Here is a 19,763-nt window from a genome sequence, read left to right as displayed (position 1 = left end):
TGTCACTTCGGCGAACGCGGAAGGGGCACGCGTCGAATTCCTGCTGCTAAACGCTCTGGCATCAGTGGGGGAGGGGAGGAACACGATGGTGCCGGTTCGCAGAGTTCGCCCGACGAAGCCAAGAACGTGATCACGGTCGGTTCGGCCAAGGCACAGACATCTTCCGCATCGGGTAGCACGGGTTACCGCGCACGACTCAGAACCGCTCGTTCGCCGGCAAGTAGCGCCACTGCCCGACGGGCAGCTTGCCCATGGATATACGGCCGATGCGAATACGCTTGACCGCCAGAGGTGTCAGCCCGACCTGGGCGCACATCGCGCGCAACTGACCGGGCTGTGGCGCCTTGATCGCGAAACGCAGGCGGTTTTCGCTCTGCCAGCTGGCCTTGCAGGGCGCAATTGGCCACCCCCCCAAACTCAGCCCGTGATTCAGCAGCGTGAGACCGTCCGGCACCAGCTCGCCGCTGACTTCTACAACATACTCTTGCTCGATCTTGAGCGTTTCCTCAATCAATCGCCGGGAAACGCGCCAATCCTGCGTGAGCACAGTCAGGCCGCTGCTGTCGGAGCCAAGCCCCAAGGGAATAGTAAACTTGTGAAAATGACGCTTTAGTGCGCGGACACCGGAATTGTCGTCGGCGCTGCGCGTGTCCAGCGATATCTTCTGCCACGCAAGATCCGCGCCTTCTCCGGCACTCGCGCCCTCGGGCTTGTGCAACAGAATGGTCGCGGGTTGCACTGCATCGAGGCTGGCTGCCGGGTCCAGGCTGACAATATTGTCGGAAACCTTGAATTGCGGCTCCTCGACCATGGCGCCATCGACGCTGACCCAGCCGTTTTCTATGTATTGCTCGGCTTCGCTGCGAGAGCAGCCAATCAGCGCCGCAAGGCGCTTGGAAAGACGGACGGGTTCAGTCATTGAGGGCGCCGTGGGATTTCGAAGCTGCCATTGTATGCGGCGCTACCCGCAAATGCGCAGCGGCATACGGAGCGGAAGTTGCGCCGGCGGGGCGAGTTCCGGACCAGTCCGGACGCGGCGAATTCGCCGGTGGGTCGTTACCGCGCATTGATGCGCCTGCAAGAACCCGTCCGACGCCGACCAGACACTTGAGCCCATCGTCAAGCTGCGGTGCAAGCCGGGCCATGAGCTCGCTCGTCCAGCCGATGCGATCGGTCAAGCGCGCAACGGCACACAAGACGCAGGCGTGCACACGGCACGGCGAATGGCGAAGTGAGGCAAGCGTCGCGGCCAACCCAAGGCGCAACAGTCGTTCCGAAGCGCCCGACATCGCAATGATTGGAAAAGCCACCGATTGCCGCTAGGGGCTGGCGAGAGATGCCGCCAGAATGCCGCATCGCACAATCGGAGAGGTGAGCGTCGGGCTGCACGGCGTGCCGGCGAGCTTGCGCGTGGGCGCAAAGGCGCTTTCGCGCGCATCCACGAGAAACGCAGCAAATGCGCACAATATAAATGTGTGGGAGACTTCAGCGACAGCCGTGGTTCGTCTTTCGCCAGAACAGATCCAAGCGTACAGCGTCGGGTATCAGTCCATTCCTTGGGGTAATCATGTCGACTTCAATCGTAAAAGGACGCCATCTCTTCGGTGGGCGTCATAAATATTCATTGCCGTCAATGCTGACAACACTACTTCTTGCTATCGCGACCACGCCTGCATCCGCGTCGCCGCAGACGCAATCATCGGGCGATGACAGTGTGGCAGTCCTCTTGCTGGAGGAAGGCGAACTGGCGGACGCAGCGACCGGATGCGGCATCGGGATCGCAGGCAAACGAACCGAGCGGGCTGCCGCAACCGCGGTGCCGGCGCCTGTCATCGGACTCGGCAAATGGGTCGCTGGCCTGGTGGCCGGACACATCAAAGGCGTGGCCACGCGGCGCCTTGGCCTGGATCAGGAATTCAACCGTTTCCTCGCGTTATCCGGGCAGCTGCGCCGGATCGAAAGCCAGCTGAATCTGCTCAGCGAGAGGTTCGATCGGCTGGGCGAGCAGCTCAGGGCACAGGAGTTTCGTCAGCTGAGCAACACCCTGGCCAAAACGTACGTCAAGCCGGTGCAGAACGCCACGCACATGCTCGAGGCGCTTGCCTGCAAGGAAGCGGACTTGATCAATGCCGAGCGGATGGGGCTCGATACCCAGCAGGTCAAGAGCGACCGAGACATAGCCTTGGCCGAATTCGAGCAATCGTGCACGCTGGAAGCCTTCCAGAATATTCCCTATAACCTCACCGAGCATTTCCGCCAGTCAGGCGGATCGATTCTGGATCGCTACCTCGACACGGTGGTTCTGCCGCAGCGCTACCTCACCCACCAGCAGTCCCGGGAACTCGAGGATTTCTTCTACCGTTACCACCTGATCCAGATTCAGGCGCTGCGGCTGTCCGCGGAGTGCATGCTGCGTTTTTCCGGGCGCGACCCGGACAATGTGGAACTGCGCAATTCGGTGGCCGACCGGGTCTATCGCCAGGACAACAGCCACTTCAATCGCGCGCGCATCGGTACATTGCCGCAGATCCTGCCGGACGTGCTTCCGGAAGGCGTCGTCCTCGACATGGAAACCGGGACGCTGTGGTGGGACGGCACGGACTTTGGTGCACACCCGTACGCGAACCAGCGCGGCCTGGTGCGTGAACATGTGATCGACCTCAATCGGGATATCCCGATTGCGGACGGTACGCGGCGCTTCCAGCTGGCAACGCTGCCGCAGGTCGAGAGGCTCGCGGCCCTGAACGCGCCCTTGCCGGCGGCACGCCAGAGCAGCACCGGCGGTGATCGCTATCCGGCGACGCTCAAACCCTTCCTGCGCGAGATTGGACTCGGCAAGGTGGTCGAGCGGATTCCCGACAGCGGCAATCTCTCCTTCGTCTGGACGTCCGACAGGGGAGTGTCGATCCGGCGTTGCTATACGAACGTTCCCAACAACCAACACCTGCGCTGCTACACGTGGTACGACCCGCACGACTCACTGGGCTTCAGCGCAGGCACCGCACCAGCCGACCGCGCAACGCTCCGCGGCGCCTCCGGCTCGACCTTTTATGCGCCGCTGCAATGCCGGCCCAACCAGTGCACACGATTCTGGAACGTGAACCCCAGGGTCGTTTCGCTGTGCAAGGATCCGTGGCACTTCGACGCCGACAACCGCTGCATCTCGGACGACGTGCTCGGCATGTGGCAAGGGCCCGGCATCTATCGCGCCGAACAACTGAAGACAGACCGCTTCTTCGAGTTCGATCTCAAGTCGATCCGGTAACGGGTCTACTGCCCGCCAAACCGCGCAATTGCCAGCGTTAGCGAGCAACGCCAGACATGTCGCTGCTCGCTAACGCTGTCATTCGCACAAGGCATCTACGAATCAATAGTTTGCGACGTGGCGAAAAGTTCATTCCGCAGCAAAAATGACAGTGTTACCGCGTAACTTAAAGGGAAGTTGACAGATCTACCGCGCAACGCGGCATCGGAAGGAATAGTCGTCGCCCGACGGCACCGGGCAGTTCATCCAGGAAGTCTTCCGCATGGCCGACGCTCCCGACGGCCGTTTCTCAGTCGCCGAAACTCGCCCTCAAGTTGCGTGCGCCCTCCGCGCGCGAAGATGATCCAGATCAATATCGCGTCTATTCTGCTCCGGTAGGGTCGCAGCCATGGCAGAGATCGCGCCGGCAGTGAGCGAGAACGCCGTTATGCCCGAATCCATCTGCGACTATGGAATCCCGTTGCCGGTACTGCTGGAAGCGATCGTGGAATCGGCACCGGTAGCGATCATTGTCAGCGATGCCAATGGCCTGATCCGTCTGTGCAACCGTCAGGCGCAGTCGGCGTTGGGGTATGAGAAGTCGGAAATGTTGGGGCATTGCATCGATATGCTGGTTCCGCAAGCGCAGCGCCAGTTGCACCACGCTGCCCGTTTGCGCTTTCTGAGTGACCCCTCGATGCGAGCGATGGGCGAGGGACGTCCCCTTTTGGCGCGTCGCAAGGACAGCACAACCTTTCCCGTGGAAGTCGCGCTACAGCCGATTTGCACTCCGCACGGGCCACTTGTGATCAGCATGGTGATCGATATCAGTGAGCGCGAATGTCTGCTGGCCGAACTGCGCCACGCCGCCTCCACCTTGGAGCAACAGGTGCATGAGCGCACTGCAGAGTTGCAGCTAGCCTATCGAGACAACCTGGAATTGCTCGAGGCTCTGCGCGCAAAAAGCGCCAAACTCGACCGGCTCTGTCGTGAGGATCCGCTGACGGGTCTTGCCAACCGCCGCGAATTCGGCGAGCGACTGGATACCGAGATTCATCGCGCCGACAGCTTTGGCTTGCCGCTTTCCCTGGCATTGTTCGATATTGATCACTTCAAACAAATCAACGATCACCACGGACATGCCGTGGGCGATCTGGTCCTGCGCGCCAGCGGCACGCTACTGCGCAAGAAATGCCGATCGGCTGATACGGTGGCGCGCTTTGGTGGCGAGGAATTCGCCCTGATGATGCCCAATACTGATCTGCTCGCCGCAACGGCCCTGTGCGAGGGAATCCGGCATGCGTTCGCCACGTTTTCGTGGGACGCACTCCAGGAGGGCATTGCGGTCACTCTCTGTGCGGGCGTGAGCCGCCACGTGCCCGGAGCACCAGTTCGCTCAGTTCTCGCTGCGGCAGACGCCAACTTGTACTCGGCAAAAAATCGCGGACGCAATTGCGTGGTCGGGGGGCACGATGATTCCGTTTTGCCACAGTAGGCATCGCAGCAGACACAGCACGGCTTCGTCTATGTTGCTTTTGTCGAACTGAAGTACAGCAGTGGAATGACAATCAGAGTCAGCGCGGTGGATACCAGAATGCCAAAGATTAGCGATATGGCCAGTCCGTTGAAAATAGGGTCGTCGAGGATAAAGAAGGCACCCATCATTGCCGCTACACCGGTCAGCAGGATGGGCTTCGCGCGCACGGCACAGGCATCGACGATGGCATTTTCAAGACTCTGGCCATCGGCGGTGGACTGATTGATGAAGTCCACCAAAAGAATGGAGTTGCGAACGATGATGCCCGCCAGCGCGATCATGCCGATCATCGATGTCGCGGTGAATTGTGCACCCAGCAGCGCGTGCCCCGGCATAACGCCGATCACGGTCAGCGGGATCGGTGCCATGATCACCAGCGGAACAAGGTAGCTTCGAAATTGCGCGACCACTAGCAGATAGATCAACACCAAGCCTGCTGCGTAGGCGATGCCCATGTCGCGAAACGTCTCATAAGTGATTTGCCACTCGCCGTCCCACTTGACCGCAAAATTGCTGGTGTCAGAGGGCTGGGCGATGAAGCTCTGCACGATGTGCTGTCCGTCCACGTCATCCCGGTTGAGTTGGCCGACTAGATCGAACATTCCATACAGCGGGCTGTCGAGTTTTCCAGCCTCGTCACCGGTGACATAGACCACGGGCAAGAGGTTCTTGTGCAAGATCGCTCCATCCCACTGCGCGCGCTGCACCGTCACGAGCTCGGACACCGGCACCAGTTGATTGCCCGCACCATGGACCCGCATTGCCAGCAGGCGTGCTAGCTGAGACTGATCAGCCGCTGACAGGCGCAGACGGATGGGGCGCGGATACTTGGACATGCCATCGTGCACATACGCCGCATCCAACCCGGACACCGCGGCGCTCATCGCATCGGCGATCGCCGCCTGCGATACGCCGAGCCGTGTCGCGCGAGCGCGGTCGACCACGATTGTCTCTCGCGACGCGCTGCCCTCGACACTTGTGTCGACGTCCACGACATCCTTTGTCTGCAGGAATTTCTGCTCCAGCGCCAACGCGAGCTGACGGGTACGTGCATAGTCGGGTCCGTATAGCTCGGCGACCAGCGGTGACATCACTGGCGGTCCGGGAGGCACCTCGACGACCTTGACGGACGCGCCATGGCTCTTGCCGACCGCGGCCAACTGGGGCCGCAGCGTCCGCGCAATCTCATGGCTCTGCCGCTTGCGTAAATGCTTGTCGACGAGGTTGATCTGCAGGTCACCGACATTGTTGCCGGTGCGCAGAAAGTACTGGCGCACTAGCCCGTTGAAATTCATCGGTGCCGATGTACCAGCGTATCCCTGATAGTTCACGACCTCGGGCACCCCATCGATCACGGCGGCGAGCTCGGTGAGCAGCGCATTGGTGTCTTCCAGGGTGCGACCTTCGGGCAAATCCACCACCACCTGCAGTTCCGATTTGTTGTCGAACGGCAGCATCTTCAGCACCACCCACTGCAGCGCTGCCAGGGAGGCTGCGAGGAGCACCAGCGCCGCGATGCCGCCATACAACAATCGTCGCCGGCGCACGCCAACGACGGGCTTCACAAATGGCTGCAGGATGCGAGTGAACACCCGATGCAGGCGGCTCTCGCGTTCCGCCTGCGCAGCGCCAATCTGGTCATCGCCCTGCGCTGCCACCGTGTGTCGCCCCAGCAGTTTCAGTGACAGCCATGGGGTCACCACCAAGGCGATCGCCAGCGACAGCAGCATGCCGACCGATGCGTTGATCGGAATCGGCCGCATGTAGGGCCCCATCAGGCCGGACACGAAGGCCATCGGCATCAGCGCGGCAATCACTGTAAACGTGGCGAGTATGGTCGCCCCCCCCACCTCGTCCACGGCCGGCGGGATCGCTTCCCGCAAGCTCTTGCCATCGCGCGTCATGTGCCGATGGATATTCTCGACGACGACGATCGCATCATCGACCAGGATGCCGATCGAAAAGATGAGCGCAAAAAGGGAGACGCGGTTTAGCGTGAATCCCATGGCCCACGAGGCAAACAGCGTGACCGCCAACGTCAGCACGACGGCGCTCCCGACCACGATCGCTTCCCGCCATCCCAGCGCGAACAGCACCAGCAGCACCACCGAACCTGTCGCGAACAACAGCTTCTCGATGAGTTTCACGGCCTTGTCGGTCGCGGTCTGGCCGTAGTCGCGGGTGACCGTTGCGTGCACACCCTGTGGGATCAATTGGCCTTCGAGGGCTGTGATCCGGCGGGTAACGGCGTCGGTGATGTCGGCGGCATTGCTGCCGGACTTCTTTGCGATGGCCAGGGTGACGGCCGGAGCCAGGCCGTGGGTTGGACCTGGGTGGGCCGGCGGTGCGCCGTACCAGGCATAGCGCGTGGCCATGTCGGCGCCGGCCTGCACCACGGCGACATCGGATAGCCGCAGCGGACGGCCGCCATCCAGGCCGACCACCAGATTGGACACCGAGTCGGCGTCGACGAGAAAGGTGCCGGCAGTAACAGGGACCGCGGTGTTGTTGCCCACCCGCTCGCCGAGCTGCCGCACGCCATTGGCCGCTTGAAGCGACGCCGCCAAGTCGGAAACGGTCAGGCCAAAGGTGGCGAGCTTGGCTGGATCGAGCGTTACCGACACCACACGATCCGGTGCGCCGATGGTGTACACGTCGCGGGTGCCGGGGATCCGCTTGATTTCAGCTTCAAGCGTGTGTGCCACCTCGGCGAGGTCAGTAGCGCTGCGGTGCGGGTCTTCCGTCCACAGGGTCAAGGCCATCACGGGCACATCGTCGATGCCCTTGGGCTTGACCAGGGGCTGGCCCACGCCGACGCCCGGCGGTATCCAGTCCTGGTTGGAGAACACTTGGTTGTACAGCCGTACGATGGCCGTCTGGCGCGGGACCCCCACGGTGTATTCGACGGTCAAGATGGCCATGCCGGGACGGCTGGTGGAGTAGACGTGCTTGACGCCATCGATCTCCGAGAGCTTCTGCTCCAGGGGGGTGCTGACCAGTTGTTCGACGTCGCTCGCACTGGCACCGACAAACGGCACAAACACATTCGCCATCGTCACATCGATTTGAGGCTCTTCCTCGCGCGGGGTGACAAGAACGGCCACCACGCCCAGCAGCAGGCCCAGAAGCGCGAGGATGGGCGTCAGCGGATTGGCCTGAAAGGTGGCCGCCAGGCGGCCGGATAGGCCCAGGGGGCTCTTGGCGTTCGGCTCAATCACTGGCTTTCCCCGCCGCCGTGCGCTGCGCCGCCAGCGCTTGCAGCGCCGCGACGGGATCGGCCGCGACCCTTTCTCCGCCTTTTAGCCCCGCCAACACCTCCACCTGCTCGCCGGCATGCACTCCCAGGCGCAACTGGCGTAAGAAGAGCCGGTTCCCATCGAGAACATAGGTACCGCTGATTTCGCCCCGCTGGACCAGCGCGCTCGATGGAATGCGCACGACGCCGCCCACGCCCGGGATAGCGAACATGACCTTTGCCGTTGCGCCGGGCCGAGGAGGGTCCGTCAACTCGGGTAGGACAACCCGAACGGTGACGCTGTGCCCGGCCGCATCGGCGGCGGGGTATACGGTGAACGCGGCCGCGGCGATCGCTCGGCCATCGGCCAGCACGACCTGCGCACGCTTCAACACCCCAATGGCATCCGCCTCGGATTGCGGCACCTGCACCTGAATGCGCAGCGCGCCCGGCGCGTACACCGACATCAACGGCTGTCCGGCGACGATGCTCTCGCCAGGCTCGACATGACGCGCACTTACCAGCCCCGCAAACGGGGCCCTCACCACGGTGTAGTCAGTTTGCTGCTCGGCCTGGAGAAGCTGTGCGCGCGCCGCATCACGGGCGGCCACAGCCCTATCGCGCGTGGCACGCAATTGGTCGATCTGCAGGCGAGAGACCAGCTGTTTCGCGGCCAGGGCGGTGTAGCGTGCCACCGTGGCTTCCGCCTCCGACGCCGCGGCATCCGCCGCATGGAGCTGCGCACGCGCTACGTTCACGCCAGCCTGTTGCTCGACCGCGGACAGACGCAGCAGCACCGCACCGGCGGCTACGCGATCATTGACGTCAGCGTCTACGCCGACCGCACGCCCCGTCGTCTGTGCCGAGAGGTCGGCGCGCTGTATCGCCTCGACAACCCCGTCCCAGGCGCGGCCCTGATCGGAGTTCGCTTCCTGGATCGTTATTGTGGCCAGGGCTGGCAGCGGTGGCAGTTCAGCCGCATTCCGTTCATTGCCACAAGCACTCAGTGCCAGCAACGAACCTGCCACGAATAGGGTGCGCATCGCCCTCACTTCGAATTGCTCCCGAGGCAATTCATTTGAAGCCACAACCGGCCGGCGTTCCCCGACCCACGCCAAGCTTTCGAAATATCATCGCAGCCGGGCAGAAACCCGTGAAGCTCGACTGCAGCAGGTTGGCACCGACAAATGCAGTCAGAAGCCACCACCAGGGCGAAACGAAGTGGGTCAGCGCAACGCTGATCAAAATCATCAGACCGGCAAAAGCCAGCACAGTGCGATCAAGGCTCATGGGGTTCTCCTGTTTGAACGAAAAGGAATGAAGCCGTGTCAATGCCTACCGTTCTTGAGGCGCTCGATGCCGAGCGCCTTCATCACGTATTTCTCGTAGACAGGCTCTGAGGTACCGTGGCGCATCTTGAAAAGAAAGTATTTCTCGAATGCTACTTTGGCCAGGTGTACCCACTTGCCCTTCTTGGCCCAGGTAACATTGCGCGGGGGCATCTGCGGTAGTGCGACGAATGCCATTCCACTGTCGCCCATATCGGCGAGGCACACTGCGTTCCAAGTGCCTTCGAAATTCGCTGTTTCGTCTTTCAATTCCGCCGCGATATTGCGCACGATCGTCGTCACCATCGACTCGATCATGAAGCCGGTCTTCGGTGCACCGGTAGGGATGGGCGTGCTTTCGACCGGCGGTATGGCGACACACACGCCGGCGGCAAAGATGCGGGGATATTTCGGACTGCGCTGGTGCTTGTCGACCAGAACGAAGCCGCGTGGATTGCACAGACCTTCGACGGTTGCGACGACGTCAACGCCTTTGAACGCGGGAAGCAGCATTGCGAAGCCAAATGGCAGCGTGTGCTCGCGTTTGGGTTGCGCGTTGTCGTCGTGCTCGGTGACCCGCGCCAGCCCCGACTGGACCTCGGTCACCTTGGCGTTGGTGATCCACTGGATGTGGCGCTGACGGAATTCCGACTCCATCAAGCCTTTTGAATCGCCGACGCCACCGAGGCCCATGTGTCCGATGTAGGGCTCGCTGGTAACGAACGTCATCGGCACGCGGTCGCGCAACTTCCGCTTGCGCAGGTCGGCATCGATGATCAAAGCAAATTCGTAAGCAGGTCCAAAGCAACTGGCGCCCTGCAACGCGCCGATGACGATCGGCCCCGGGCTTTCCAGGAATCGCTGATATGCCGTCCAGGCCTGCTGAGCGTGAGAGGTGGTGCACACGGACTGTGTGTGGCCCTGGTTGGGTCCGCTGCCTGGCACCTCCTCAAACGCGAGTTTCGGTCCCGTGCAGATGAGCAAGTAGTCATAGTCGAAGCGCTCGCCACCAGCGACATCGACCGTGCGGCTTGCTGCATCGATCTTGATGGCCGGCTTCGGAATGAAAGTGATGTGCTTCTTGACCAGATAGGTGCCGGCGTCCAGGGTGAAATCTTCGGCTTTGCGCCAGCCCACCGCCAACCAGGGATTGGAGGGTGTGAAGCTGAAGCGCTCGCCGTCACCCAGAACTGTCAGTGTGTGCTCGGCGCCAAGGGTGTCGCGCAATTCGTAGGCCGCGCTCATTCCGGCAAGTCCCGCGCCGAGGATCAGAATCTTGGCCATCAGTGTTTCCTCAGCGACGTAAGCCAGAGCGTCGTTGCATTGCCGCGACGCCGTGTTGATACAGATCAACGGACACCGCGCGTACTCAGTGTCACGTATGTTAGTATCGTCTAATATTAACGTCAACTAATATTAAGTATCACCGTACGACGCACCCCGTGGACGAGCCGCCAGCTTCTTGCTGGATGCCCCGCGAAAGCTCGGGTGATCGCATGTCCTCGGTGGCGATGGCATCATGTCGTCAAGCGGCCGCGAACACGGCCGAGAATCAACCTGCGCGTAGGAGGGTCTTGATGACGCGACGTACTGCACGATCCCGCTCCACAGCAAACCAAATGGCCGCCCACGCTGCGGAAGCAGCGCGCCTGCTCAAAGCCCTGGCAAACGAGAAGCGACTGATGATCCTGTGCCTGCTCGCGGAGGGCGAGCGCACGGTCGGCGAACTCAATGACTTGCTCGATCTGAGTCAGTCGGCACTCTCGCAGCATCTGGCGGTGCTGCGAGAGGACGGATTGGTGGGCACACGTCGAGAAGCGCAGAGCATCGTTTACTCGATGGCAAAGGGGCCGGCGCAACGCATCATCGATGTCCTACACGGCGTGTATTGTGGAGAGCGAAAGTGAGGCTGACTCACGTTGGCGTTCGGTCACGTTTGCGTCGGGTCGAGTGCCGCCAGTTTTTTCCGATGACGTTTTACTCGCGGTTGATGGGATCCGTGCTACCCAGGTTTTTTTCAAACTCGTCGGAATCGCCGAGCGCATAAACTCCCGGGAACCTTCCACCATGAGGTGCTCTATTTATTGCATCGTTGAAACCAAAAAGACCTTCGAGCAGGCGTCGATCGATCTCGATGCCGCAGTGAAGCATTTCGACTTTGGCGTCCTGCATGTGCATGACCTCGGCGCGACGATCCGCGGAAAGGGCATGGACTTTGATAAGCATTGCCGGATTTTCGAAGTCTGTAGTCCCGTCCAAGCAGCCAAGGTATTGGCGACAGATATGCGGCTGGACATCATGCGCGCAGTCGTTGGAGCAAAAACATGCTCACGCCCGCGAGGCGCTCGAACACTATCGAACGTCGGTCAAGGAACAGCGCGACCAATGCGGGTCAGGTCGGACCGGTCAGTGCCGTGTTCTTCACGCTGACGGGTAGCGACGCGATTTTCGCTGAGGGCTTCCAGTAATTCCGCCAGACCAGGTTACGCACGAGCAACACCGCGGGCACGACGCCGATCGTGTCCGCGTGCGCTGTCGTTGCAGCTACGCACAGTAGGCGATCAGGGTGACGAGCCCATCACCGCGAGGCGTGCCGCATCCTCGAGCAGAGCATCGAGCGCCTCGCGCTGCAACAGCCGTCCATCCAGCACGACCGCACGGATGCGCTGCGTGTGGCGGATGTCGTGCGTGGGATCGGCGTCCAGCAGTACAAGGTCGGCGCGCTTGCCGACCTCGACCAAGCCCTGTGTCGCTGACAGGCCGAGAAATTGTGCCGGTCGCAGCGTCGCCGCACGTAGGGCGGCCCGCGGCGACAGGCCGGCGTCGACGAGCAAAGCGAGTTCCTCGTGCAGCGAAAAGCCAGGGTAGATCTCAGGCATCGGTGCGTCGGTGCCGGCGAGCACGATGACGCCGGCTTGGTCGAATGCAGAGATGATGCGGCGAGCCGTCCGCCAGCGTTGCTGCGCGAGGCCGTCGTAGGCGATAGCGGCGTCGGCAAGCAGGTGTTCCCAGCGCAAGCGCTCGTCCGCGCGCAGATAGCGCCGGCGTGGATCCGATGCGGTTGCGTGTCCTCGTCGCAACGATTCCGCGTAGGCCAACACGAGGGTAGGGACCTGCACTTGACCGGTCGCTGCCAGTGCGGCCGCGACGCGGCGGCAGCGGCGCCGGTCGAAGGTCTGCAGCACGCGCGCTTCCTCGGCGTCGCGCTGTGCCGCCGTGGGCTCGAACGCTGCAGCGCGACGTTCGTCGATCACGCGCTGCCCGATCGAGGAGCAGGCTTCGGCCGTCTGCATCAGATGTTCGTTGCTCGCTTGCCGCATTGCCGCGGTCAGCAGCGGCACTTGCGCGGGGACATGGCCGCTGACCGGCAGCGAGTGCCGCTGCGCCGCATCAAGAACCGACAGCCAGTGCGCCGGGGGTATCTCCGAGAACACCTTGATGAAATCGGCACCGGCCTCCGCGGCGGCATCGACCCGTAGCGCCGCGTCGTCGGGCGTCGTGCCGCGCACAGCCATACCCGCGGCCGCGACACGCGGCGCGAGCCGTTTGCCGTCATCCAGCTCACGGCGCCACTGTCGCACCAGCGCGAGCGCCGTCGCGTCCGCGTTCATCTCGCGCACTGAAGTCACGCCGTTGGCGACGAACAGGGGAAAGGTCCATTCGTTCGGCGGCCGCCGCGAGTAGCCATTGAACAGATGGACGTGCATATCCACGAGTCCGGGGATCAGAAATCGCCCTTTGCCGTCGACGCGCAGCGCGTCGGCCGGGATCTGCGCGGTACGTGGATCGGCGATGGCGACGATGCGGCCGTCGTCGATCAGTACCGTGCGCGGCGGCGCAGTGCGGTCCTGGACGAGGTCGACCACGCTCACGCCGACGATTGCGATGCGCTGCCTCGGGGGCAGCGGCGAGGCACCGACCGGGATCGCCGCCAGGCCACACCAGACGATCAGCAGGCCCAGGGTCGCGATCTTCGGCGCGAGCGCGCGTATGCCGCTTGCAGGGGGCCAACGAAGCGGTGCCGGGTCGCAACGGCCTGTCGTGATGTTCACGGTTCTCGCTGGGCGCCTCCGGTTTCCTCGGACGAGGATAACGCGCGCGTGCAGACGTGGCGCACCTGTTCCACTTGCGCTACGCGCCATCGCCCGCGTTTGGTACGCAACTGCGACAACAAGAACTCGCGCATTGATTTGCCTCGGATTGTCGCTATGTTACGAGCCTTGCTCCCATGGTCCATGGACCTTGGTGGCAAGACAAGGGAGCACTACCTGCTGTACAGCCGACAGCTGCCGCCAAGTCCTCCATTTTTTCTGCTAGCTTGTCGGCCATGTGCCGTGAAATGCGGTGTTAGGTTCCTCTGCAATGCATCTCGACGACATCGTTCATCGCGCGCTGCCAATTGTTGGTCCTCTCGCGTTCTTCGTGGCTGTCGCTCGTCAATTCCGGTATGACCGCTCCCCACTGCTGCAGGTTTGCGCATTGTCGCTGAGCGTCACTCTGATTGCTTCCGCTCTCTCAGCGTGGCTCGGCCTACGCTTTGACGAATCTCATGACTTGCCTGGTTGGTATAAGCAGGCTTATTGGTGGTCGACCCAGTGGGTAGCTCCGTTCGGGTACGCGATCGCGGGCCTGGCATTCCTAGTCTTCAGTCTGCGCAGAACAACGCCTCATGGTGGCGGCTCCTGAGAGCGTCTAACAAAATGATTTCTTCAAGGCCCGCCAACAAATGATGGCGCAGCCCAGGCTGAGAAAGGCTTCGTGGACGGAAGGCAATCGTTCGCTCAACGACCCACCGGGTGACTCCCAGACCGCTGCCGTGCGGTGTACGCCGTTTTGCGATCTGAGTATGAATGCCCTGTGCCTTGAGCGTCTGGCGGTAGATCCGCTCGTCGTCTGTCTCACGCCAACTGAACGCCCTACGTGCAGCGCCATGATCCGGCTGATTTCCGCCCGGGGCGGCAAGTCGCGTTGTCGGTGCCGAAGGACTGACGGAGGCGCAGAGATTCGTACTTTGTGCTGACTCGTTGCCCGGTCGTTGGAGTCGGGGACACGTCGTCTAATCCGCACTTGCGCTCGGCTTCGCTGTTCGACCGCGACTGCGACTGCCAGATCAGTCCTCGCTCGATGGCTGCCCGTACGCGCACGCTGACCGACACACGCCGAGACGTTATCGGACAGTCGTTCAACACCGCTTGTGATTGCTCCAAACGCGATCGATGTCCTGAAACCGCAATAGCGTTTCGTCAAGCCCCGGTTAACCTCGTTGAAGTCGCCCGTTTATGTTGCGGTGCATCGCAAGTCATTCAAACGATTGTATTGACCTCTACAACGCGCACATTTAGTCTTCTGCTCGGCCTAGGGGGCGCCTTGTTCTGGCGTGCGCCACATGTTGCGTTTTGTCGGGATCGTGGAAACCGTGCGGTTTCCGCGTCTTTTCTGCACACTGACCTCGCGGGGATAACCATGTCTAACCGATTCCACGGCGCTACCCGCCGGTGGCTGCCGGCTGTCGCCTTGCTGATACTGAGCGCCCAGGCCATGGGCAATACGCTCAATCAGAACGTCTCCTGGACTGTCGATCGGGCCGGAACGAGCGCGAAATATCGCGTCGTGGCCTACGGTGATTCGATCTACGCGGGCTACAACGGCTCCATCAGCAATGCGGCCCGCTATTCCGCGCCAACCGTCGATTCGGAATACCTCTCTGCGCTGTGGAACGCGGACGTCGAGAACATCCGTCGCGCCAAGTCGGGCGCCGTAGCATCTGACGTCTACCAGAACAAGATCGTGGCGGACCGCTCGTACATGCAGGACGCCTCTACCCGCGTCGTGACTTTCGAGATGTGCGGCAACGACGGCCTGCAAGCGCGTTCCGCTTTCAAGTCGCAGACCGGTACCTGCGACTACAGCGCGCTGAACAACGCGGTGAACACCTGCAAGAGCTACGTCGCGCAGTCGATGGACTACATCAACGCGAACGCCCATGCCAATACCCGGCTCAAGATCATCGCGAACCTGTACTACCCGGGTTACAACGCGGACAACGTGCAGAGCTCGTGCCGCGATGCGACAACCGGCGCCACGGTAAACCTGCGCGATCGCTTCCTGCCCGCGCTGGTGACGATGAACTATTGGATGTGCGACTACGCGCGCCAGAAGGGGTTCAAATGCGCCGACAGCTTCGCCCAATACATGGGTGCGGACTACGACAGCAACGGCGACGGCCAGGTCGACTCCGACGCGCTGCGCTACGTGACCGGAGAAAGCGAGGCGAGCTACGTGACGCGTATCACCACCACGCTTCGCCCCACGCTGCGGGATGCGAACACGCATTTTGCGAGTTCGTCGAGCAGCTACGACTACATCCAGTCCGACGACGTGCACCCGACCTACACCGGCGGCACAGTGAGTGCCGGCCTGTTCGGCGGATCGACCGGCAGCGGGGCGCCACGCTACACCAGCTTCAGCGGCGGCAAGAGTCCAATTTGGAACAATTTTGGGCACGAACGCATGGGCTGGTCGCTTTCGACCTATAGCCCGCCAACGCCCTGATCGACCGGGAAACGCGCCGGTGAGCGTATCCGGCCATGATCACGCCACGCCGTCCGCAATGGGCGGCGATGGCGTGCGCGTCGTGCGCGAACGCCGTTCGTGGTTGTCGGCGGCAACCGCCATGATCATGCTTGCCGCCGTCGTTATCGCGACGGGCATCGCGAGTCTGCTGTTCTCGTCGCAAACACCGCCAGCGCAGCGCGCGGCGATGGCACGGGCCGGCAACGCCGGCAGGGCGCCAGCCGACGCCACCTCCGCCGAGGCACCACGTGCTGCGCCGCTGCGCCCGTCCACGGCACCGGTGCGGACGCCCCAACGCCATGCTTCCATGCAAACCATGCCTGTCGCGTCCGACCCCGACCCCAACCCCGACAATCGGCCCAGTGGCGATCCCAACGACGTTGCGACCTACCTCTCGCCGACAGAGCCTGCGCCGACCATGACCGAGGTGATCCAGGCCCTGCACGACAGCGGCGATCACACCGGTATCGGCGCCTTCAATCCTCCCGGTACGAGTCCGCCGCTCGTCGGCCTCGCGGTGCCCGCGGATTTCGAGCTGCCGCCCGGCTACGTGCGTCATCACCAGGTGACCGACGAGGGTGAGCTGCTGGAACCCATCCTCATGTTCTCGCCCGACGGCGTGTTTGTGGATGCATCGGGCCGGCAAATCACGATTCCGGACGACCGGGTCGTCCCCGCCGACATGGCGCCGCCGGGACTGCCGATCCGCGAAATCACCATTCCTCCTGCCGGGGAGCGGCGGCCTTGAGGCGCCTGTCCTGATGCATTCGCGCTGATGGGTGACCGGTAGTGTTCGCCTTTACCAAATATCGCGGGCTCTGGCGCGCGCTCGCCGGCGTGATCGCGAGTGCGTCGCTGCTGGCGCTGTATGCACGCGGCGGCGACGCCTGGGTGCTGGGCTTCGTGCTGCTGCTGCCGTGGCTGCTCGCGCTGGATGCCACGCGTACGTTCACCGACACGCTGCTCAGCGGATGGCTGATGAGCGTCGCGTACATCGTGGCGGCGTTCTTGTGGTTCGGCGCTGCGCTAGCCACCTATACCGGTATCGGCACGTTTTCCGCCGTGTTGATGCTGTGTGTATTGGCGCCGTTGCTGCAACCGCAGGTGATCGTCTTTGCGGTGGTGCGCCATCTCGCCCGGCGGCACCACCACAGCGCCTGGGTAAGTGGGCTTGCTGGCGCCTGCGCCTGGGTCGCTGTCGAATGGCTTTGGCCGAAACTCCTCGGCGACACGCTGGGCCACGGCCTTGCGCCCGCGGCGTGGTTGCGACAGGTGGCAGACCTCGGCGGCGCCGCCGGCATCAGCGTCGTGCTGATCCTCGTCAACGAGGCGCTGGCCCAGGCCGTGGCGCAGCGGCGCGAAGGCCTGCGCCACCTGCTACGGCCGCTGGCACTGGCGCTCGCGCTACCGCTGCTGATGGCTGGCTACGGCGTGCTGCGTCTTGCCACGCTCGAAACGGTGCTGAGCGCGCCCGCCGACGCGATGCGCGTCGCCATGGTTCAGGCGAGCATGGTCGATTACGAAGGCCAGCGGCGCGAACGCGGCACCTATGCCGTTGTACGCGATGTGCTGGACACGCATTTCGCGTTGTCGCGCGCCGCCATCGAACATCACGCGGCCGACGCCGTGCTCTGGTCGGAGACGGTCTATCCGACCACCTTCGGACAGCCGCGCAGCGAAGACGGCGCGGCGCTGGACCGCGAGATACTCGACTTCGCCGCCAGCGCCAACGTTGCCCTGGTATTCGGCACCTACGATCGCGATGCCGCGGGCGAATACAACGCGGCCACATTCCTTGCACCTGGCAGCGGCGCCATCGGCACCTACCGCAAGACATTTCTGTTTCCGTTCACCGAACACGTTCCCGCTTGGCTGGACGGTCCGCGGCTGCGCAGTTGGTTACCCTGGGCCGGCAGCTGGCAACCCGGCTCCGGCGCGCGCGTGATGCTGCTGCGTGCCGCCGACGGGCGCGAACTCAATGTGGTGCCGCTGATCTGCCGCGACGACGTGCAGCCGGGACTCGCACTGGACGGCGCGCGTCTGGGCGCACAGGCCATCGTCGGCCTTTCCAACGATTCCTGGTTCACCGCGTCCCCCCTCGGTGCGCGCCTGCATCTGGCCGTGGCGGCATTCCGCAGCATCGAAACCCGCCTGCCGCAGCTGCGCGTCACCACCAACGGCCTCAGCGCATTCGTCGATCCCACCGGGGCCGTGCTGGCGAGCACGAAATTCGGCGATCGCGCCGTACTCGCCGGCGAGGTGCCGTTGCGCGATCCACCGGCAACGCTGATGGTGCGCTGGGGCGATTGGGTGGGCGCCGCAGCGGGTACGTTCCTGCTGCTGCTCGCGATGGCATCCATCGTGCGTGTGCGGCGCACGCACAGCGCGAATGCCAAATCGACTGCGGCCGTAGCCGCCGCAGCTACGAAGCCTGCGAGCGCTATCGTCGTTGCCCTGCTCACGCCGGGTTGGCGCATCGCCGCCGCACTACTGCGCGTCTGCGCCGGTGCCGGCCTGCTCTGGCTGGCCTTGCGGATGCTGCTGCGAGACGGCCTGCAGGTGAACTCGCTGGTGCAGCTGCAGATCTTCATCGGCGTAACGCTGCTACCGGCGATCGCGGCATGGGGCATTCAGCGCGCCTTCGCGGCGCGCGTGCGGGTCGATGGCGGAATGCTCGTATTGCAACAGCGTCACCAGCGTATCGAGGTTCCGCTGGATCGCATCGTCGACGTCCGCGTGTGGCGCATACCATTGCCTGGCACGGGCGTGGATCTACAGTTCGCTTCCGGCGCGCGTTTCGCACCCGGCATCGCTATTGCCGATGTTGAAGCGCTGCTGCGCGTGCTGAACGACGCCGAATCACCGCTGCTCCCGGCCAGCGCAGGCTCGGCACGCAGGGCAGACTACGCAACGACGCGTGCCGTCGCGGGGTGGCCACGGCTCGACCACCCGCTGGTCAAGTTCGTCGCGTTCCCGCTGCTGCTGGCGCTGCCGGCATTTCGGCTGCATCAGCACATCGCGTTCGGCGGCACCTTCGGCGAGTACTACACCTACGGACTCGCGGCGTGGCTCACAGGACTGCTGGCGTGGTGGGGTGCCTGGTCCATCGGCCTGATGATGTTCGCCGCTGCGCTGCGCAGTGTCGTTGAAGCCGTCCATGTAGCGATGCTGCCCTGGCCGGCGCGCGCACGCGCGGTGCGCCGCGCGCTGACGATGCTGAGCCGCGTGGCTTTCTACCTGGGGCTGCCCGCGTGGCTGGCCGTGCGGCTGCTTGCAGGCTAGCGAACTACATCGGAAACGGGGGCGGTCAGCTTTATCATCGCCGCGCCGCCTGCAGCATGGCCGCCATTTTCTCGTGAATCAGCGTGACGGCTTTGAGCGGGCGCAGCATCACCTTGAACTCTGTGATGCGTCCCTCGGCATTCCAGTGGATCATGTCCACGCCGTTGACCGCGATGCCATCGAGTTCGACTTGGAACTCCGGCACCGCGTCGTTTTCGCCGTACAGCTCGCGCTGATAGCGAAACGAGTCGTTGATGATCACGGCCAGCGCCGCGGGCAGGTAACCCCGGGGCACTGCCTTGCCGGCCTGCGGCGTGTGCACGACGGGCGAATGGAACACCCCTCGGCCAGCAGCGCATCGAGTCCGGCGGCATCGCGCGCGTTCACAAGGCGATGCCAGCGAGTGACAGTGTCGGGGATCATGCGGTATGGCCTCTTGTCAGTGCGGGGATGTTACCGCGCCGGCTCGCCCGCATTTTCTTCGGGGACGGGCGGGGTGGGGCAGTTTGACGCACTTCGTTCGTTGACCGAGCAACTTGAGCAGGTCCAGCGCCGAGTTTCGTT

At 63.1% G+C, this 19,763-nt stretch carries 14 protein-coding genes and 1 pseudogene; 7 read left to right on the top strand and 8 right to left on the bottom strand.

The annotated features are described in order from the left end of the window. Nucleotides 1-196: 196 nt before the first annotated feature. Nucleotides 197-919, bottom strand: a complete 723-nt coding sequence (locus DFR29_RS26720; RefSeq protein ID WP_133821702.1) for an rRNA pseudouridine synthase — start codon at nt 917-919, stop codon at nt 197-199. Nucleotides 920-1,567: 648 nt separating this feature from the next. Here DFR29_RS26720 and DFR29_RS26715 point away from each other — a divergent pair. Continuing rightward, nucleotides 1,568-3,265: a hypothetical protein gene (locus DFR29_RS26715; protein WP_133821701.1), complete on the top strand. Its 1,698-nt coding sequence runs from the start codon at nt 1,568-1,570 to the stop codon at nt 3,263-3,265. A 388-nt stretch (nt 3,266-3,653) separates the two neighbouring features. Then, nucleotides 3,654-4,739, top strand: coding sequence for a sensor domain-containing diguanylate cyclase (locus DFR29_RS26710; RefSeq protein ID WP_133821700.1), 1,086 nt, complete (start codon nt 3,654-3,656; stop codon nt 4,737-4,739). Nucleotides 4,740-4,768: 29 nt separating this feature from the next. Here DFR29_RS26710 and DFR29_RS26705 read toward each other — a convergent pair whose 3' ends face one another. The 4 genes from DFR29_RS26705 to DFR29_RS26690 are packed head-to-tail and all read right to left on the bottom strand — an operon-like array spanning nt 4,769 to nt 10,628. Further along, complete coding sequence (locus DFR29_RS26705; RefSeq protein WP_243746193.1) at nt 4,769-7,999, bottom strand: efflux RND transporter permease subunit; 3,231 nt, start codon at nt 7,997-7,999, stop codon at nt 4,769-4,771. Continuing rightward, the gene (locus tag DFR29_RS26700) at nt 7,992-9,059 is read right to left on the bottom strand and encodes an efflux RND transporter periplasmic adaptor subunit (RefSeq protein ID WP_133821699.1); all 1,068 of its coding nucleotides are present in this window, start codon (nt 9,057-9,059) and stop codon (nt 7,992-7,994) included. Before DFR29_RS26700 ends, DFR29_RS26705 begins: the two co-directional genes overlap by 8 nt. A 31-nt stretch (nt 9,060-9,090) precedes the next feature. Continuing rightward, nucleotides 9,091-9,306 carry a YgaP family membrane protein gene (locus DFR29_RS26695; protein WP_133821698.1) on the bottom strand — a complete coding sequence of 72 codons (216 nt, stop codon included), beginning with the start codon at nt 9,304-9,306 and terminating at the stop codon, nt 9,091-9,093. A gap of 38 nt (nt 9,307-9,344) precedes the next feature. After that, nucleotides 9,345-10,628 carry an NAD(P)/FAD-dependent oxidoreductase gene (locus DFR29_RS26690; RefSeq protein ID WP_133821697.1) on the bottom strand — a complete coding sequence of 428 codons (1,284 nt, stop codon included), beginning with the start codon at nt 10,626-10,628 and terminating at the stop codon, nt 9,345-9,347. 335 nt (nt 10,629-10,963) lie between these two features. Here DFR29_RS26690 and DFR29_RS26685 point away from each other — a divergent pair, with 335 nt between their 5' ends. Continuing rightward, the gene (locus DFR29_RS26685) at nt 10,964-11,251 is read left to right on the top strand and encodes an ArsR/SmtB family transcription factor (protein WP_133821696.1); all 288 of its coding nucleotides are present in this window, start codon (nt 10,964-10,966) and stop codon (nt 11,249-11,251) included. Between the two features lie 70 nt (nt 11,252-11,321). Here the strand turns inward: DFR29_RS26685 and DFR29_RS30225 are convergent, their stop codons facing one another. Beyond that, nucleotides 11,322-11,570, bottom strand: a complete 249-nt coding sequence (locus tag DFR29_RS30225; RefSeq protein WP_243746192.1) for a hypothetical protein — start codon at nt 11,568-11,570, stop codon at nt 11,322-11,324. Between the two features lie 76 nt (nt 11,571-11,646). Between DFR29_RS30225 and DFR29_RS30220 the strand changes: the two are divergent. Further along, nucleotides 11,647-11,730 (top strand): annotated as a pseudogene (locus tag DFR29_RS30220) (transposase); the annotation flags it as partial. Nucleotides 11,731-11,905: 175 nt separating this feature from the next. On the opposite strand, the gene DFR29_RS26670 reads toward DFR29_RS30220, so the two are convergent. Further along, complete coding sequence (locus tag DFR29_RS26670) at nt 11,906-13,396, bottom strand: amidohydrolase family protein (RefSeq protein WP_166654368.1); 1,491 nt, start codon at nt 13,394-13,396, stop codon at nt 11,906-11,908. Nucleotides 13,397-14,807: 1,411 nt separating this feature from the next. Between DFR29_RS26670 and DFR29_RS26665 the strand changes: the two genes are divergently transcribed. The 3 genes from DFR29_RS26665 to lnt are packed head-to-tail and all read left to right on the top strand — an operon-like array spanning nt 14,808 to nt 19,199. Continuing rightward, nucleotides 14,808-15,896, top strand: coding sequence for an SGNH/GDSL hydrolase family protein (locus DFR29_RS26665; RefSeq protein WP_208113748.1), 1,089 nt, complete (start codon nt 14,808-14,810; stop codon nt 15,894-15,896). 19 nt (nt 15,897-15,915) lie between these two features. Continuing rightward, on the top strand, nt 15,916-16,665 hold the full coding sequence (locus DFR29_RS26660) for a hypothetical protein (RefSeq protein WP_133821694.1): 750 nt from the start codon (nt 15,916-15,918) through the stop codon (nt 16,663-16,665). Between the two features lie 41 nt (nt 16,666-16,706). Continuing rightward, nucleotides 16,707-19,199 carry an apolipoprotein N-acyltransferase gene (lnt, locus tag DFR29_RS26655; RefSeq protein ID WP_133821693.1) on the top strand — a complete coding sequence of 831 codons (2,493 nt, stop codon included), beginning with the start codon at nt 16,707-16,709 and terminating at the stop codon, nt 19,197-19,199. Nucleotides 19,200-19,233: 34 nt separating this feature from the next. Here lnt and DFR29_RS26650 read toward each other — a convergent pair whose 3' ends face one another. Beyond that, nucleotides 19,234-19,521 (bottom strand): hypothetical protein, encoded by a 288-nt coding sequence (locus DFR29_RS26650; protein WP_208113747.1) that lies wholly within the window; start codon nt 19,519-19,521, stop codon nt 19,234-19,236. Nucleotides 19,522-19,763: the final 242 nt, after the last annotated feature.

The organism is Tahibacter aquaticus (assembly GCF_004363655.1).
Lineage (GTDB): Bacteria > Pseudomonadota > Gammaproteobacteria > Xanthomonadales > Rhodanobacteraceae > Tahibacter > Tahibacter aquaticus.
The sequence above is the reverse complement of the archived record's forward strand: the minus strand, read 5'-3'. Positions and strand labels throughout refer to the sequence as shown.